Source organism: Kitasatospora sp. NPDC001132 (assembly GCF_053598415.1).
The window spans coordinates 15380-31168 of record NZ_JBSFKF010000058.1 but is presented as its reverse complement, the minus strand read 5'-3'; the positions used below and the strand labels follow the sequence as shown (position 1 = coordinate 31168).

At 74.4% G+C, this 15789-nt stretch carries 14 protein-coding genes; 8 read left to right on the top strand and 6 right to left on the bottom strand.

Translation table 11 applies throughout. The features are described from left to right. Nucleotides 1-1391: type I polyketide synthase (locus ACWDBE_RS37895; RefSeq protein WP_449810239.1), on the bottom strand; the 1391-nt coding region annotated here is incomplete at its 3' end. A gap of 191 nt (nt 1392-1582) precedes the next feature. Between ACWDBE_RS37895 and ACWDBE_RS37890 the strand changes: the two genes are divergently transcribed. After that, on the top strand, nt 1583-2617 hold the full coding sequence (locus ACWDBE_RS37890) for a 3-oxoacyl-ACP synthase III family protein (RefSeq protein WP_449793388.1): 1035 nt from the start codon (nt 1583-1585) through the stop codon (nt 2615-2617). A gap of 67 nt (nt 2618-2684) precedes the next feature. On the opposite strand, the gene ACWDBE_RS37885 is transcribed toward ACWDBE_RS37890, so the two are convergent. Genes ACWDBE_RS37885 through ACWDBE_RS37870 form a run of 4 tightly spaced genes read right to left on the bottom strand, consistent with a single transcriptional unit; the run spans nt 2685 to nt 6955 of the window. After that, on the bottom strand, nt 2685-4172 hold the full coding sequence (locus tag ACWDBE_RS37885) for an FAD-dependent monooxygenase (protein ID WP_449810238.1): 1488 nt from the start codon (nt 4170-4172) through the stop codon (nt 2685-2687). 4 nt (nt 4173-4176) lie between these two features. Next, on the bottom strand, nt 4177-5052 hold the full coding sequence (locus ACWDBE_RS37880) for a TIGR03621 family F420-dependent LLM class oxidoreductase (protein WP_449793386.1): 876 nt from the start codon (nt 5050-5052) through the stop codon (nt 4177-4179). A gap of 5 nt (nt 5053-5057) precedes the next feature. Beyond that, nucleotides 5058-6185 carry an alpha/beta hydrolase gene (locus tag ACWDBE_RS37875; RefSeq protein ID WP_449810237.1) on the bottom strand — a complete coding sequence of 376 codons (1128 nt, stop codon included), beginning with the start codon at nt 6183-6185 and terminating at the stop codon, nt 5058-5060. After that, the gene (locus ACWDBE_RS37870; RefSeq protein ID WP_449810236.1) at nt 6182-6955 is read right to left on the bottom strand and encodes a 2-oxo acid dehydrogenase subunit E2; all 774 of its coding nucleotides are present in this window, start codon (nt 6953-6955) and stop codon (nt 6182-6184) included. Before ACWDBE_RS37870 ends, ACWDBE_RS37875 begins: the two co-directional genes overlap by 4 nt. 165 nt (nt 6956-7120) lie before the next feature. Here ACWDBE_RS37870 and ACWDBE_RS37865 point away from each other — a divergent pair, with 165 nt between their 5' ends. The 7 genes from ACWDBE_RS37865 to ACWDBE_RS37835 all read left to right on the top strand — a co-directional run bounded on the left by ACWDBE_RS37865 (nt 7121) and on the right by ACWDBE_RS37835 (nt 14784). After that, nucleotides 7121-8356, top strand: coding sequence for a cytochrome P450 (locus ACWDBE_RS37865; RefSeq protein ID WP_449810235.1), 1236 nt, complete (start codon nt 7121-7123; stop codon nt 8354-8356). Continuing rightward, nucleotides 8353-8580, top strand: coding sequence for a ferredoxin (locus ACWDBE_RS37860; RefSeq protein ID WP_449793382.1), 228 nt, complete (start codon nt 8353-8355; stop codon nt 8578-8580). Before ACWDBE_RS37865 ends, ACWDBE_RS37860 begins: the two co-directional genes overlap by 4 nt. After that, nucleotides 8577-10208 (top strand): ABC transporter substrate-binding protein, encoded by a 1632-nt coding sequence (locus ACWDBE_RS37855; RefSeq protein ID WP_449810234.1) that lies wholly within the window; start codon nt 8577-8579, stop codon nt 10206-10208. The genes ACWDBE_RS37860 and ACWDBE_RS37855 overlap by 4 nt, the downstream gene beginning before the upstream one ends. 4 nt (nt 10209-10212) lie before the next feature. Next, entirely contained in the window at nt 10213-11148 is a 936-nt protein-coding gene (locus ACWDBE_RS37850; RefSeq protein WP_449793380.1) for an ABC transporter permease, read from the top strand. Beyond that, nucleotides 11145-12023, top strand: a complete 879-nt coding sequence (locus ACWDBE_RS37845) for an ABC transporter permease (protein ID WP_449793379.1) — start codon at nt 11145-11147, stop codon at nt 12021-12023. Before ACWDBE_RS37850 ends, ACWDBE_RS37845 begins: the two co-directional genes overlap by 4 nt. Then, nucleotides 12020-13642 carry a dipeptide ABC transporter ATP-binding protein gene (locus ACWDBE_RS37840; protein WP_449810233.1) on the top strand — a complete coding sequence of 541 codons (1623 nt, stop codon included), beginning with the start codon at nt 12020-12022 and terminating at the stop codon, nt 13640-13642. The genes ACWDBE_RS37845 and ACWDBE_RS37840 overlap by 4 nt, the downstream gene beginning before the upstream one ends. Before the next feature lie 83 nt (nt 13643-13725). Beyond that, entirely contained in the window at nt 13726-14784 is a 1059-nt protein-coding gene (locus ACWDBE_RS37835) for an LLM class flavin-dependent oxidoreductase (protein WP_449810232.1), read from the top strand. Here the strand turns inward: ACWDBE_RS37835 and ACWDBE_RS37830 are convergent. Then, a complete protein-coding gene (locus ACWDBE_RS37830; protein WP_449793376.1) occupies nt 14727-15776 on the bottom strand; it encodes an LLM class flavin-dependent oxidoreductase in 1050 nt (349 codons plus the stop codon). The two genes, ACWDBE_RS37835 and ACWDBE_RS37830, sit on opposite strands and share 58 nt — an antisense overlap. Nucleotides 15777-15789: the final 13 nt, after the last annotated feature.

Below are 15789 nucleotides of genomic sequence, written 5' to 3'. Positions count from 1 at the left end.
GTGTCGGCCTGCTCCAGGATGAGGTGGGCGTTGGTGCCGCTGATGCCGAACGAGGAGACGGCGGCCCGGCGGGGACGGTCGTCCTCGACGTCCCAGGGCCGTGCCTCGCTGAGCAGTCGCATCGTGCCGTCGGACCAGTCGACGTGGCTGGTCGGCTGTTCGGCGTGCAGGGTGCGCGGCAGGATGCCGTTCCGCATCGCCATGACCATCTTGATCACGCCCGCGACGCCGGCCGCCGCCTGGGTGTGCCCGAGGTTGGACTTGATCGAGCCGAGCCAGAGCGGCCGTTCGGCGTCGTGGGCGCGTCCGTAGGTGTTGAGGAGCGCCTGGGCCTCGATCGGGTCACCGAGCGAGGTGCCGGTGCCGTGCGCCTCGACCGCGTCCACCTGGTCGGCGGTGAGCAGGCCGTTGGCGAGCGCCTGCTGGATGACGCGTTCCTGGCTGGGGCCGTTGGGTGCGGTGAGACCGTTGCTGGCGCCGTCCTGGTTGACGGCGCTGCCCCGGATGACAGCCAGCACCGGGTGGCCGTTGCGGCGGGCGTCCGAGAGCCGCTCCAGGACGAGGAGGCCCACGCCCTCGCTGAAGCCGGTGCCGTCGGCTTCGTCGGAGAAGGCCTTGCAGCGGCCGTCCGGGGCGAGGCCGCGCTGCTTGCTGAACTCGGTGAACAGCACGGGGGAGGACATCACGGTGACGCCGCCGGCCAGGGCGAGTGCGCACTCGCCCTGGCGCAGCGACTGCACGCCGAGGTGCAGGGCCACCAGCGAGGAGGAGCAGGCCGTGTCGATGGTCAGCGCCGGGCCCTCCAGCCCCAGGGTGTAGGCGATCCGGCCGGACGCGACACTGGAGGTGTTGGTGACGAGGTAGCCCTCCAGCTCGGGGCGGACCTCCTCGGGCCTGGCGTAGTCCTGGGCGATGGCCCCGACGAACACGCCGGTGTCGCTGCCGCGCAGCGAGTCCGGGTCGATGGTCGACCGTTCCAGTGCCTCCCAGACCGTCTCCAGGAGCACGCGCTGCTGCGGCTCCATGGCCTCGGCCTCGCGCGGGCTGATGCCGAAGAACTCGGCGTCGAACCGGTCGGCGTCGTACAGGAACCCGCCCTTGGCGACGTAGGTGCTGGCGGGCGCCTCGGCCTCCGGGTCGGGCACGTGCAGGGTCTCCAGGTCCCAGCCGCGGCCCTCGGGGAAGTCACCCACCGCGTCGCCGCCGGCCTCCAGCAGGCGCCACAGCTGCTCGGGGCTGCGGACGTCACCCGGGAAGCGGCAGCCGATGCCGACGACGGCGATCGGCTCGTGGGCCGCTGCCTGGGCGTCGGTCAGCCGTTGCCGGGTCTGCTGCAGGTCGGTGGTGACCCGCTTGAGGTAGTCCCGGAGCTTCGCTTCGTTGGTGGCCATGAACCCATCCCTCGCAAGGTGCCAGACGGTCGTGCCCGGCAACGTCGCCGAACGTGCTTGCGGGCTGCTTAGCGTGGTCTAAAGCCGGAGGGACGGTACGGGCGTCGCCGCCGGGTCCGCCCCGTCCGCCGGACGGGAGGGCGAAGACAGACCCAAGGGGGCCTTTAGCCGGGCGGTCGAGGGTGGCCGGCATGGAAGCCTCGGACGTTCACATCCTGTCGGCCGGCACCGCGCTGCCCGGCGATCCGCTGGACAACGCGGGCCTGGCCCGCCACTTCGGCATGGACCCCGTGTGGGAGCAGTGGGTCGACGCGTTCGTCGGTACCCGCGCCCGCCACCTCTCGGTCGACCTGGCCACCGGAAAGCTGCGCTCCTCGCTCGCGGACCTGAGCACCGAAGCCGCCGCGCGGGCCCTGGACGCGGCCGGCCTCGGCCCGGACGACGTCGACCTGCTCGTTCTCGGCACCGCGACTCCGGACCAGTTGATGCCCGCCACGGTCAACCTGGTGGCGGACCGGCTCGGCATCAACGGCGTGCCGACCTACCAGCTCCAGTCCGGCTGCGCGGGCGCGTTCCAGGCCCTGGAGGTGGGCCGCAAACTCCTGCTCGCGGGCGAGGAGCGGACCGCGCTGGTGATCGGCGGCGAGCTGTGCTCCCGGCACTACGACCCCGGTGTCGACCTGGCGAAGCTGGACTCCGCGGAGCTGGTGAACTTCGTGCTGTTCGGCGACGGCGCGGGGGCGGCGGTGCTGAGCACCGAGCCCGCGCCGGGCACCCCGGTGATCCGGCGGGTGCTCAACCGGCTGACCGGCCTCGACCGGGCGCCGGGCCAGATCGTGGAGTGGACCGGCGCCCTGGACCGCGACGCGACGGACCGCGCGTACATCAAGGAGGACTACAAGGCGATCGAGCAGTCCGTGCCCGTGATGTCGCGGGAGATCGCGGAGGAACTGCTCGGCGACCTCGGCTGGGAGCCGACCGACGTCGACTACCTGCTGCCGCCGCAGCTGTCGGGGCGGATGACCCAGCGGATCGTGGAGTCCCTGGGGATGCCGACGGCGGAGGAGGTCAGCCTGGTCGACCGCATCGCCAACACCGGCAACGCCATGCCGTTCTTCCAGCTGGAGCGGACGCTGCCGCAACTGGCCGAGGGCGACCGGGTGCTGGGGGTGTCGGTGGAGTCCAGCAAGTGGCTCAAGGCCGGCTTCGTCCTCGAGGTGGTGTGACGGGGACGACGACGAAGGAGCGGCGCGGACCCCTCGGTCCGCGCCGCTCCTTCGTCTCCCGGCCCGCTCAGCGCGGCTCGCCGAACCACCGCGCCAGGGCCGCCGCCGGCTCGCCCGCGCCCGTCGTCCACACCACGTGGCCGTCGGGGCGCACCAGCGCCGGGGCGGGGACCCCGTCCGGCGCGACGGCGGTGGCCACCCGGTCGGCCCAGCCGGCCGCGAGGTCGGTGAGCGGGAGCCCGTCCGTGCCCTCGGGCACCAGCAGGAGGCCCCTGCCGTCGTGGGGCAGCGGCGCGGGGTCGGGGATCCGCCGCCCGATCAGCGGGTGGGCGTCCTGCCCGTCGTCCGCGCCCGGCACGGTGACGGCGTAGCGCACGTCGACGCCGGTGACCAGTTCGACCAGGTGGCGGTTGACGTCCTCGAATCCGGCCAGCCGCGTCACCAGCGCGCGCACCCCGGCGGTGCGCCCGGGCGGCTCCATCAGGGCGAGCTGGGCGTCCAGGGCGGCCCGGGCGCGTTCGCCCTCCGGGTGCCGTTCGTCGTGGTAGGTGTCCAGCAGCCCGGGCGGCGCCCAGCCGTTGACCTGGGCGGCCAGCTTCCAACCGAGGTTGACGGCGTCCTGGAGGCAGGTGCTCAGCCGCAGCCCGCCGAGCGGGAAGAAGGAGTGGGCGGCGTCGCCGGCCAGCAGCACCCGGTCGTGGCGGTAGCGTTCGGCGTTGCCGCTCACACTGGTGAACCGCTCGGCCCAGCGCAGTCCGCGCGCGGGCAGCTCCCGTCCGGTCAACTCCTTGATGTCGGCCTGGAGTTCGGGAAGCTCGACCGGGCCGTCGGAGCCGGCGGCCGGGCCGAGACCGGTGGTGATCACCCGCAGCAGGTCGGGGCCGGCCGGGGCGCCCGAGTAGACCCCGCCGGAGTCCACGTAGTGCGCGCCCAGGTGGTTGGGGGCCAGCTCGGCGAAGTCGACCTCGACGTCGCCGACGCTGCCCGCGACGGTCCACCCGCTGCCGGGGAAGGGGATGCCGGCGAGGCGCCGCACCGCGCTCTGCGTGCCGTCGGCACCGACCAGGTAGGAGGCGGTCAGCTCGCCCTCCCGGCCGTCCGCGCCGCGCAGCCGCAGCGTCACCGGGCCGTCCCCGGTGCCGGTGTCCAGCCCGGTCAGTTCCTGGCCGCGCCGCAGCTCGACCCCGAGCTCGCGGGCGCGTTGCTCCAACAGCGCCTCCAGCCGGTTCTGCGGGACCAGCAGGCCTCGGACGGGCTGCGGGTCCAGCAGCTCGGGGTGCAGCCAGATCAGCGAGAAGTGGGCGCCCGGGAGCGGTATGCCCTGCCCGCGCAGCCGGTCGCCGAGGCCGCGCTGGTCGAGCAGTTGCATCACGGCCGCGTTGACGGCCTGTCCGGGGGCGTGTTCGGCGGGTTCGGTGCGGCGGTCGAGGACCACGGTGCGCACCTTCGCCAGGGCGAGCTCGCAGGCCAGCATCAGCCCGGTGGGGCCGGCGCCCACCACGACGACGGGGTCCGCGGCGCTCTCGGGGTGGTCCGGGGCGGCAGTGGCGGTCACGGGGTCATCCTTTCCGCAGCAGGGGGATCACGGGGGCGAAGTCGTGCAGGGCCGTGGCGAGGAGCGCGTAGGAGGTCAGTCCGTACCGCTCGCGGTGCGCGCGGACCTGCCCGGCGATCTGCCGGTGGGTGCCGATCAGCAGCGTGGGCAGCTCCAGTAGTTCGGCCGTCGACAGATGGGCGGCGAAGCCGGACTCCCGCAGCGCCTCGGCGGCCGCGCGCCGGTCGCCGGTGACGACGATCCGCTTGACGCCGACGTTCAGCTCCGGGTCCCGGCCCAGCTGCGCCGCCCGCTCCCGTACGGTCGCCACCCGCCGCGCGAACTCCTCGGGGGAGTGCAGGACGAAGCCACCGCCGGGCGGCAGCGAGGCGCCGATGAAGCAGACGGTGTCGGCGTGGCGGGCGGCGAGTTCGAGCTCGGCCGGGTCGTCGGCGCCGAGGAGCAGCGGTGGCCGGGGGTGCTGGAGCGGCCGGGGACGGTGGCCGGGGTCGGGCAGCAGCCGCTGGAGCGTCTCCACGGTGTCCGTGAGACGGGCGAGCTTCTGCGTCGCGTCCAGGTGGGCGGTCCGGGCGCTGACGGTCTGCCCGGAGTGCAGGCCCACCTCCAGGCGCCCGCCGGTGATCCGGTCCGTCCCTGCGACCTCCCGGGCCAGGACCTCCGGGTCCCACAGCGCGGTGTTGACCAGGTAGGTGGCCACCCGCAGCCGGGTGGTGGCCGCGGCGGCAGCCACCAGGGAGGGGAACGGCGCGGTCATGCCGAGGTGGTCGGTGGTGGCGAGCAGGTCGTAGTCCAGCCGCTCGGCCTCGGCGGCGATGCCCGGCCAGTCCGCCTCCGGGTCGATCGCCGACACCAGGAAGCGCAGCGGGCGGTCGGCGGCCACGGCGTTCACCCGCCCTCGCCGGGCCGGGAACCGCCCCGGCCCGGCATCCGCCCGCGGCCGCGCAGCAGGGCCAGGGCCGCGCCGAGCACCGCCCGCTGCGGGCCGTGGCCGCCGATCATCTCCAGGGCCGAGCGCAGGCTCCACAGCCGGGACTCGGCGACGTGACCGGGGGAGCCGTGCACGTCGTCGTGGGCCAGCAGCCGCAGTCCGCGCACGTGACGTTCCAGCAGCAGCCGGTCGCCGGGCGGGATGATCTCGTCGCGCTCGCTCGCGATGTACGCCAACGGTACGTCCAGGCGGGCCAGTTCCGCTTCGCTCAGGCCCCAGTCGGAGATGTGCCCGAGGACCGAGCCCGGCTCCCGGCCGGTGAGGTGGGCCAGGGTGTCGACGGTGACCCGGGGGATCCGCGGCCGCCAGTCGGGATCGGCGAAGAAGTCGCGGACCGGGGCGCCGGCGGTGACGATCCCGCGCACGCGCTTGTCCTCCAGGGCGGCGCGCAGGGCGAGATGGCCACTGAAGCTCATCATCACCGCGTAGCTGCGGGAGACGTCGGCGCGCCCCTCCAGGGCGTCCAGCAGTTCGCTGACCATCCGGTGGCTGTCGGCCGTGTAGCGCCAGGTGTTCTCGCCGACGCCGGGCATCTCGGTGGCCACGGCGGCCACGCCCAGCCGGGCGGCCCGGGCCAGGATCGGGCCGAACTGCTCCTTGACGCTGACGATGCCGCCGCTGAACAGCAGCAGCGGGGGCAGCTCGCCCGAGCCCGCCGGGTCGAGCCCGGCCGCCCAGCACCGCACCCGGCCACCGGACAGCTCCAGGTCCAGCCGTTGGATGCCGGCCCGCTGCCCGAGCCGCCAGCGGTCGAAGGAGGCGACCGTCAGCTCCTGGGCCTCGGCCCGCGCCGGGCCGTCCACGTACGGGAAGCGGGCGATGTTGAAGTACCGGCCGGCCGACAGCTCCCGCCCGGCGCGCTCCTCGACGGTGCCGGCGGCCGTCCACTCCCGGGCCCAGGAGCCGGGTTCGCCGTCCAGGTCGTGCCCGATCCGGCCCAGCACCCGGCGCGACGCGTCCTGCGGGATGCCGAGGATACGGGCGTGGACCTCCACGAACCGCCTCAGCTCGGTGACGTCGTTCATGCCGTCTCCTTCTCCTTCTCGGCGCAGTAGCCCTCCAGCAGGTCCTTGACCTCGGTGAGGATGTCGGCGGCCTCCGCGCCGTCGATCACCCGGTGGTCGAAGGTGAGGTTGAGCCGCATCACCGGGGCGCCGGTCACCTCGCCGTCCCGGACCACGGCGCGGTCGGTGATGCGGCCGATCCCGAAGGTGAGCGTGGTGCCGCCCACCGAGTGGAAGCCGTCCACCGCGCGGTGGCCGAGCGAGGTGACCGCGAAGGTCCCGAAGAAGCGGGGGTGACGCACCAGCGAGCGCACCGCCCGGCGGTAGGCGGCGCGGGCGATCGGGCCCGGCAGCCGCTGCAGCAGCAGCATCGGCGCGAACTCCGGCATCGACACCGGATCACCGTCCCGGTAGCGCTCCAACTGGTACTGGATGTCGGGCAGTTCGGCCCGCTGGAGGTCGGGCAGCACCGCCGAGACGACCACCCGCCGCCCGCCGATCCGCTTGTCCAGCGTCACCTTCCCGGCGACCTCGCCGTAGCGGGCCACCCGGGGCCGCAGCCGTCCCCGGATCGCCGCGTTAGCCTCCGGGTGCGCGGCCAGCACCCGGGCGGCCGCGTGCAGCACGTAGGTGACCACCGACAGCCGACGCACGTCGCGGTGCTCCTCCCGGTGGGCGAGCACCCCCGACATGTCGACCTCGGTGTCCAGGTGCACCGGTGAGAACGGGCGGATCTCGTCGAGGAACAGGAGCGTGTGGCGCCGTTCGCGTGCGATGGCCGATATCTGCATGGGCGCCAATGTCGGCAGTCGGGCCTAAGGGCCCCTTAGCGCGCTCTAAAGACCGCGGGACACCGCCGACGAGCGGGCGCAAGACCTGCTTTAGAGGCCCGAAAGCCCACCGGCACAGCCTGGCCGGGACCCCCGTACGCCGCCGCTCGCAGGAGTTTTCCGGACATGTCCCACCCCACCACTGTGAGTCTCACCGACGACCCCGCGTCGCTGCCCGACTTCCCGCAGCAGCGGCACTGCCCGTACCAGCCGCCGCCGGGCTACCGCGAACTGCGCCGCACCGAGGGCCCGGTGGTGCGGGCCAGGCTGTACGACGGCCGGCCGACCTGGGTGGTGCTCGGCCACACGGAGGCCCGTGCCCTGCTGATCGACCCGCGGCTGTCCTCCGACTGGAGCCGCCCGGACTTCCCCTCGCCCAGCCCCCGGCGCAAGGCCATCCAGAAGGCGACCATCCTGGTCGGCATGGACGGCGAGGAGCACGCCTCCTACCGGCGGCGGCTGATCTCCTCGTTCTCGGTGCGCCGCACCCGCGAGCTCGGCGAGGCGATCCAGCGCCGCTCGGTCGAACTCGTCGACGCGATCCTGGAGCAGGGGCCGCCGGCCGACATCCTCAGCGCACTGGCGCTGCCGCTGTCCTCGTACACCATCTGCGGCATCCTCGGCGTGCCCTACGAGGACCACGACTACTTCGAGGCGCAGTCGGCGGCACTGGTCTCCCCCCAGGTCTCCGAGGAGCAGGCCACCGAGGCCCTGATGAACCTGCGCGGCTACCTGACCTCCCTGGTGGAGCGCAAGGAGAAGGAGAAGGTGCCCGGCGACGGCCTGCTGGACACCCTGGTCTCCCGCGACCTCGCCGACGGAACGCTCTCGCGCGACGACGTCATCCGGCTCGGCATCATCCTGCTGATGGCCGGTCACGAGACCACCGCCAGCATGATCACGCTCAGCACCTTCACCCTGTTGCAGAACCCCGAGCAGCTGGCCGCCTTCCGCGCCGACCCGGCCGGCGGCGCGCTCGCCGTCGAGGAACTGCTGCGCTACCTGTCGATCGGCGACGTCGCCATGCGCATCGCCGCCGAGGACATCACCATCGGCGGCGTCACCCTGCGCGCGGGCGACAGCGTGATGCTCTCCACCGCCGAGATCAACCGCGACCCGGCGGCCTTCGAGCGCCCCGACGAGCTCGACCTGACCCGCGGCGCCCGCCACCACCTCGGCTTCGGCTTCGGCGTCCACCAGTGCATCGGCCAGAACCTGGCCAGGGCCGAGATGGAGAGCGCGCTCACCACGCTGTTCACCCGGATCCCGGGGCTACGGCTGGCGGTGCCGCCCGAGCAGGTCGAGATCAAGCCCGCGCAGAGCGGCGTCCAGGGCATCTACGAACTCCCCGTGGCCTGGTGAGCGCCGTGCGGATCGTCGCCGACCCCAAGCGCTGCGTCGGAGCGGGCCAGTGCGTGCTCACCGTCCCCGAGGTGTTCGACCAGGACGAGGACGGCATCGTCGCCCTGCTCACCGACGGCACCGCCCGCGCCGCCGACCGCGACCGGCTCGACCAGGCCGCCCGGCTCTGTCCGGCCGCCGCGATCACCCTGCAGGAGGAGGAGACGGAGGCCGACCCGGCATGAGACGCCACCCCGGCCGCGCCCGACGCGCCCGTCCGGCCGCCCTCCTGGCCCTGCTCGTCGCCGCGGCCACCGCCTGCGCCCCCGGCACCGGAGCCCGCTCCGGTGCCGGAGGCGGGCGGATCGTCTACGCCGTCGACTCCCAGCCGGACTGCCTCGACCCGCAGGTCAGCCCGTACGACATCACCGCCGTGATCGACCGGAACATCTTCGACTCGCTGGTGTCCACCGACGCCGACGGCCGGCTCCGGCCCTGGCTCGCCACCTCCTGGCAGGTCTCCGACGACGGCCTGGAGTACACCTTCCGGCTGCGCGATGACGTCCGCTTCCACGACGGCACCCCACTCACCGCCGACGCCGTCAAGGCCACCCTGGACCACACCGTCGCCCCGGAGACCAAGTCCCAGTACGCGGCCGGGCTGATCTCCATGTACCGGGACACCACCGTGGTCGACCCGTACACCGCGCGGATCGCCCTGACCAGGCCGTACCCGCCGCTGCTCCAGCTGCTGTCCACCGCCGTCTTCGGCATCCAGTCGCCCACCGCGCTGCGCGCCGACCAGGGCCGCACCTGCGGGCACCCGGTCGGCAGCGGCCCGTTCGTGTTCACCGACTGGGCCCGCAACCGCCGGATCGTCCTCGACCGCAACCCCGCCTACCAGTGGGCCCCCGAGGACGCCGGCCGCACCGGCCCCGCCCGGGCCGAGGGACTCACCGTGGAGTTCGTCCCCGAAGCCGCCTCCCGCTTCGGTGCGCTGAGCTCCGGCCAGGTCGACATCGCCGCCGCCATCCCGCCCGGCAGCATCAGCCGACTCGCGCACGCCGACGGCTTCCGCTTCCTCCAGGCCCCGCAGCCCGGCGCGCCCTACCTGCTGCTGCTCAACCCGCGCCGCGCGCCGCTGGACGACCTACGGGTCCGCCAGGCCCTCCAGTACGCCGTCCGCTACGACGACCTGGTGCGCGCCCTCTACTCCGGCCGCCACCAACGGGCCTGGGGCGTCCTGTCCCCGGCCACCCCCGGCTACAACCCCGCCGTCGAGGGCGCCACCCCGTACGACCCCGGACGGGCCGCCGCCCTGCTCGACGCGGCCGGCTGGACCGGACGCGACGACGCCGGCTACCGCACCCGCGACGGCAGGCGCCTGAGCATCGAGTGGCCGTACATGACCAGCCTGATGCGCGACCAGCGCGTCCTGCTCGCCCAGGGCATCCAGGCCGACGCCCGCCGGGCCGGCATCGAGATCCGCCTCACCGCCCACGAACCCGGCACCTACCTGAAGAAGGCGCTCTCCCGCGACGCCGACATCCTCGCCTTCAGCTGGAACCGCGCCGACCCCGACGTCATGCGCACCTACTTCGCCTCCGACCAGACCGCGGACAAGGGCGGGTCCAACGCCTTCGGCGTCTCCGACCCCGAACTCGACGCCTGGCTCCGGGAAGCCTCCGCCACCTCCGACCGGGCCCGGCGCGACGCCCTCGACGGCCAGGCCCAGCTCCGGATCCAGCAGCAGGCCTACGCCCTGCCCGTCTACGCCCCCACCACCCTGGTCGGCGCCGCCGACCGGGTGCGCGGCGTCACCTTCGACGCCCAGGCGTACCCGCGCTTCTACGACGCCCGGCTGGAGGGATGACCCCGTGACCGCCCCGCTGCGCTGGCTGCTGCGCCGCCTCGTCCTGGCCGCGCTGGTCGTCCTCGGCGCCGCTCACGCCGTGTTCTTCGCGTTCCGGCTGCTGCCCGGCGACCCGGTCCGCAGCGTGCTCGGCTCCACCAACCCGACCCCCGAACTCGTCGCCCAGGTGCGCCGCGAACTCGCCCTCGACCAGCCACTGGTGGTGCAGTACGGGCGCTTCATGGGCCGCCTGCTCACCGGCGACCTCGGCGAGTCCTACCAGCTCCAGCAGCCGGTGGGCCAGGTGATCGGCAGCCAGCTCTGGCCGACCCTCCAACTCGCCCTCGCCGCCTTCGTGCTGGCACTGCTGCTCGCCCTCGCCACCGCCGTGCTCACCGCCGACCGGCCGCGGGCCCGGAGGCTGAGCTCCGCGCTGGAGCTGTTCGCCGCCTCCAGCCCCGCCTTCGGGATCGGAGCGGTACTGCTGGCCCTGCTGTCCTACCGGCTGCGCTGGTTCCCCGCGATGGGCGGAGGCGGCATCTCCGGCCTGGTGCTGCCCGCCGTCACGCTCGCCGTGGGCATGGCCGGGGTGTTCACCCAGGTGCTCCGCGAGGAGCTCGAACGCGTCCTCGACCAGCCCTTCGTCCTCACCGCCCGCGCCCGGGGCGGCGCCGAACTCGCGGTCCGGCTGCGGCACGCGCTGCGCCACGGCCTGATCCCGCTGGTCACCCTCGCGGGCTGGGCCGCCGGGGCCCTGTTCGGCGGCGCGGTCGTGGTCGAGACCGTGTTCAGCCGCCAGGGGCTCGGCCAGCTCACCGCCACCGCCGTCCAGGGCCGCGACCTGCCGGTGGTCACCGGGGTCGTGCTGCTGTCCGCGACGGTCTTCGCGCTGATCAACGTGGCCGTCGACGTGCTGTACCGGGTGATCGACCCCCGGATCGCCGAGAGGAGCACCGGATGACCACCAACCGACTGCCGGTCGGGGCCGCGGCGCCCGTCACCCGTCGCCGCCCGCTCGCACGCCTGCCCCGCACCGGGGCCGGGACGGCGCTCGCCTGGGCCCTGCTCGCGCTGGTGCTGCTCGCCGCCCTGGCCCCCGACCTGCTCGCCGGGCAGGACCCGCAGGCCATCGACCCCGCCGACGCGCTCTCCGGACCGAGCCGGCCCCACTGGCTGGGCACCGACCAGCTCGGCCGCGACCTGTTCAGCCGGATCGTGCACGGCGCCGGCGCCTCACTGCTGATCGGCCTCGGCGCCACCGCCCTCGCCCTGGTCGGCGGGGCGCTGCTCGGTGTGCTCGCCGCCACCGCCGGCCGCGCCGTCGACCGGGTGCTGTCCCGCCTCACCGACGTCCTGATGGCCTTCCCGGGCCTGATGCTCTCCCTCATCGTGGTCGCCCTGCTCGGCCCCGGCAGCGCCAACGCCACCCTGGCCATCGGCGCCTCGCTGCTGCCCGGCTTCCTGCGCCTGGCCCGCGGCCAGGCACTCGCCGTGCGCGCCGGCGACTACGTACGGGCGGCCGTGGTCATGGGCCGCGGCCGTACGGACATCCTGTTGCGGCACGTCCTGCCCAACGCCCTGCCGCCGCTGCTGGTCCTGGCCACCGTCAACACCGGCAGCGCGATCATCGCGGGCTCCACGCTCAGCTTCCTCGGGCTCGGCCCGAAGCCGCCCGCGCCCGAGTGGGGCAGCATGCTCTCCGAGGGCCGCGACCACCTCGACACCGCCTGGTCCGTCGCCGTCTTCCCCGGACTCGCCATCACCCTCACGGTCGTCGCCGTGACGGTCGTCGGCCGGGACCTCCAGCGGCGACTGGACGGAAAGGGACGGCCGTGACCGCACCCGACCGAACCGCCCCGCTGCTCGTCGTCGAGGACCTGAGGATCTCCTTCGGCCGCGGCCGCCGGCGCACCGACGTCGTCCACGGCGTCGACCTCGACCTGCGGCCCGGCGAGTGCCTTGCCCTGGTCGGCGAGTCCGGCTCCGGAAAGACCCTCACCGCCCGCGCCCTGGTCGGACTGACCGGCCCCGGGGCGAGCGTCACCGCGCGCCGCCTCGACTACGACGGACAGGACCTGCGCGCCCTCGGCGCCCGCGAGTGGCGGCGACTGCGCGGCGCCGGGATCGGACTGGTCTCCCAGGACGCCCTGGTGTCCCTCGACCCGCTGCGCCGGGTCGGCGACGAGGTCGCCGAGCCGCTCGCCGTCCACGGCATCGGCACCCACCGGGACCGCCCGCAGCGCGCCGTGGAACTGCTGCGGGAGGTGACCGTGCCCGAACCCGAGCTGCGGGCCCGGCAGTTCCCGCACCAGCTGTCCGGCGGCCAGCGCCAGCGGGCCCTGATCGCCGCCGGGATCGCAGCCGCCCCGCGGGTGCTGATCGCCGACGAGCCGACCACCGCCCTCGACCCCTCCGTGCGGGCGCAGATCCTCGACCTGCTCGCCGAGCGCCGGGCCACCGGCATGGCGGTCCTGCTGATCAGTCACGACCTCGCCGCGGTGGCCAGGCTGGCCGACCGGATCGCGGTGATGCGCGCCGGCCGGATCGTCGAGACCGGGCCCACCGGGGAGCTGCTGGCCGCGCCCCGGCACCCGTACACCCGGATGCTGCTCGACGCGGTGCCCACCGGCTGCCGCCCGGCCGAGGCGACGGCACGGGTCGGCGAGCGGGTGGTGCTGCGCGCCGAGGGGCTGACCAAGGCCTACCCCGCGACCGGCGGCCGCCGGGCCGGTACGGTCAGCGCGCTGGACGGGGTCTCGCTGGAACTGCGTGAGGGCGAGACCCTCGGCATCCTCGGCGAGTCCGGCTCGGGCAAGACCACGCTCGGCCAGACGGTGCTCGGCCTGCTGGAACCGGACGCCGGACAGGTGACCCTGCTCGGGCAGCCGTGGTCCGGGCGCGCCGAGGCGGACCGCGCGGCGCTGCGCGGGCGGATCCAGCTGGTGCAGCAGGACCCGCTGTCGTCCTTCGACCCGCGCTGGACGGTGGAGCGCATCGTCGCCGAGGCCCTGGGCGCCCCCGGCCGCCGGGCCGCCCGCCGCCACCGGGCGCGGATCGCCGAACTGCTCGCGCTGGTGGGGCTGGACGAGGGCCTGCTGGAGCGCCGGCCCCGGCAGCTGTCCGGCGGCCAGCGCCAGCGGGTCGCGATCGCCCGGGCGATCGCCCCCGAACCGGAGGTGATCGTCTGCGACGAACCGGTCTCGGCGCTGGACGTCTCCGTCCAGGCCCAGGTGCTGGACGTGTTCGCCGAGGCCCAGCGCCGCCTCGGGGTGGCGCTGCTGTTCATCTCCCACGACCTCGCGGTGGTGCGACGGATGAGTGACCGGGTCGCGGTGATGCGGGCGGGCCGCATCGTCGAGACCGGGGCCACCCAGGAGGTCTTCACCGCCCCGAGGGACCCGTGGACCGCCCACCTGCTGGAGGCGATCCCGCCGCTGGACCCGATCCGCCCCTGACGGCCCGCGCCCGAGGACCGACCCCGGGCGCCCCGCCGCCGACCGCCAGACCGCATCACCCGAACGACGATGGAGAGCCGCACATGAACGACACTGCCGGTCCGATCCTGTCCGTCCTGGACACCGTGCCCGTCTGGTACGGCGTCCCGGCGGCCGACTCGCTGCACCAACTCCTGGAGCTGGCGCCCGCCGTGGAGCGCCTCGGCTACCGCCGGTACTGGCTGGCCGAGCACCACAACATGCCCGCCTTCGGCACCTCCACCCCGCCGGTGCTGATCGGGCAGCTGGCCGCCGTCACCTCCACCCTGCGCGTGGGCTCGGGCGGCGTGATGCTGCCCAACCACACGCCGCTGGTGGTGGCGGAGCAGTTCGCCACCCTCGACGTGTTCCACCCGGACCGGATCGACCTCGGGGTCGGCCGGGCGCCGGGCGGGGAGCCGGCCACCGCCCGGGCGCTGCGCCGCACCGGGGACCCGGCCCACGCCGGCGCCTTCGGGGAGCAACTCGTCGAGCTGATCGACTACTTGACCCCGTCCGGGGACGGTGAGCGCCCCGCGGTGGCGGTCTGCCCGCCGCCGCAGCGCCCGGTGCCGGTCTGGCTGCTGGGTACCAGCGAGTCCAGCGCCTCGCTGGCGGCCCGCCTGGGCCTGCCGTACGCCTTCGCGCACCACCTCAACCCGGCCGGGACGGCGGCCTCGGTGGCCCGCTACCGGGCGGAGTTCCAGCCCTCGGAACGGCTGGCGCAGCCGTACGTGGCGGTGTCCTCGCAGGTGGTGGCCGCGGACTCGGACGAGGAGGCGCAGTGGCACGCCGGTCCGATCCGGGTCGCCCACGTGGAGGGGCGGATCAACCCGCTGACCCTGTTCCGCACCCCGGAGCAGGCGGCGCGGTACAGCCTGACGTCGGCTCAGCAGGATTATCTGGAGGGGCACTTCGCCGCCCAGGTGGTCGGCGGTCCGGAGACCGTCCGGCGCCGCCTCGCGGAGTTCCGGGCCGAGGTCGGCTTCGACGAACTCCTGGCGGCGACACCGGTGTTCGGCCTGCAGGCGCGGATCCGGTCGTTCGAGCTGCTGGCCGAGGCGGCTCAGCCGGCCACGGACTCGTCCGGCTTGAGCCCGGCCAGCTCGGCCAGCAGCTCGTAGGAGCGCACCCGCTCCTCGTGGTCCTGGACCACGGAGAGCACCATGAGCTCGTCGACGGCGGTCGCCCGGACGAACTCGGTGACCTTCTGCCGTACGGTCTCCGGCCCGCCGAAGATCTGGGCGTCGAACATCTGGTCCACCACCAGGCGTTCCTGGGGCCCGCAGACGAAGGAGGAGGCCTCCTCGACCGGCGGGAAGAGCGGATTCATCCCGCGCAGCGACTGGGCGGTGATCATCCGCAGGGGCGTGCTGAGCAGCTCGCCCCTGCGGTCGTCCTCGGCCACCGCGCCGAACACGGCGACCATCGAGTACGGCTCGCTGAGGTACTGCGAGGGGCGGAACTCGGCGCGGTAGGCCTGGAGCGCGGCCACCGAGCCGTGCGGCGAGAAGTGGTGGGCGTAGGCGAAGGGCAGGCCCAGGCTCGCGGCGAGCTGGGCGCTGTAGCCGCTGGAGCCGAGCAGCCAGACCGGCACCGACAGTTCGGCGGCCGGGACGGCGGTGACCTGGCCGGGCCTGGCCGCCGCGGCCGGGGCGCCGCCGGGCGGGGCGAAGTGGTTCAGCAGCTCGTGGACCTGGGCGGGGAAGTCGCCCGCGCCCAGCGGGCCGGCCTGGCGGCGCAGGGCACGGGCGGTGATCGGGTCGGTGCCGGGGGCCCGGCCGAGGCCGAGGTCGATCCGGTCGGGGTTGAGGGCGGCGAGGGTGCCGAACTGCTCGGCCACCACCAGCGGCGGGTGGTTGGGCAGCATGACGCCGCCGGCGCCGACCCGCAGGCGGGTGGTCGCGGCGGCGATCTGCCCGGCCAGGATGGCGGGCGAGGAGGTCGACAGCGACGGCATGCTGTGGTGCTCGGCCAGCCAGAAGCGGTGGTAGCCGAGCCGTTCCACGGCCTGCGCGAGGCGCACGGAGTTGCGCAGCGAGGTCGAGGCCGTCGACCCCTGCCAGACGGGGGCGGTGTCCAGGACCGAGAGCTTGATTCCCAATTCGGAGGTCATGGCGAACAGAATA

Coding starts and splice junctions, on each gene's coding strand:
- ACWDBE_RS37835 (WP_449810232.1), top strand. CDS start 13,726: ATGAACGACACTGCCGGTCCGATCCTGTCCGTCCTGGACACCGTGCCC.
- ACWDBE_RS37870 (WP_449810236.1), bottom strand. CDS start 6,955: ATGCAGATATCGGCCATCGCACGCGAACGGCGCCACACGCTCCTGTTC.
- ACWDBE_RS37875 (WP_449810237.1), bottom strand. CDS start 6,185: ATGAACGACGTCACCGAGCTGAGGCGGTTCGTGGAGGTCCACGCCCGT.
- ACWDBE_RS37830 (WP_449793376.1), bottom strand. CDS start 15,776: ATGACCTCCGAATTGGGAATCAAGCTCTCGGTCCTGGACACCGCCCCC.
- ACWDBE_RS37845 (WP_449793379.1), top strand. CDS start 11,145: ATGACCACCAACCGACTGCCGGTCGGGGCCGCGGCGCCCGTCACCCGT.
- ACWDBE_RS37855 (WP_449810234.1), top strand. CDS start 8,577: ATGAGACGCCACCCCGGCCGCGCCCGACGCGCCCGTCCGGCCGCCCTC.
- ACWDBE_RS37890 (WP_449793388.1), top strand. CDS start 1,583: ATGGAAGCCTCGGACGTTCACATCCTGTCGGCCGGCACCGCGCTGCCC.
- ACWDBE_RS37865 (WP_449810235.1), top strand. CDS start 7,121: ATGTCCCACCCCACCACTGTGAGTCTCACCGACGACCCCGCGTCGCTG.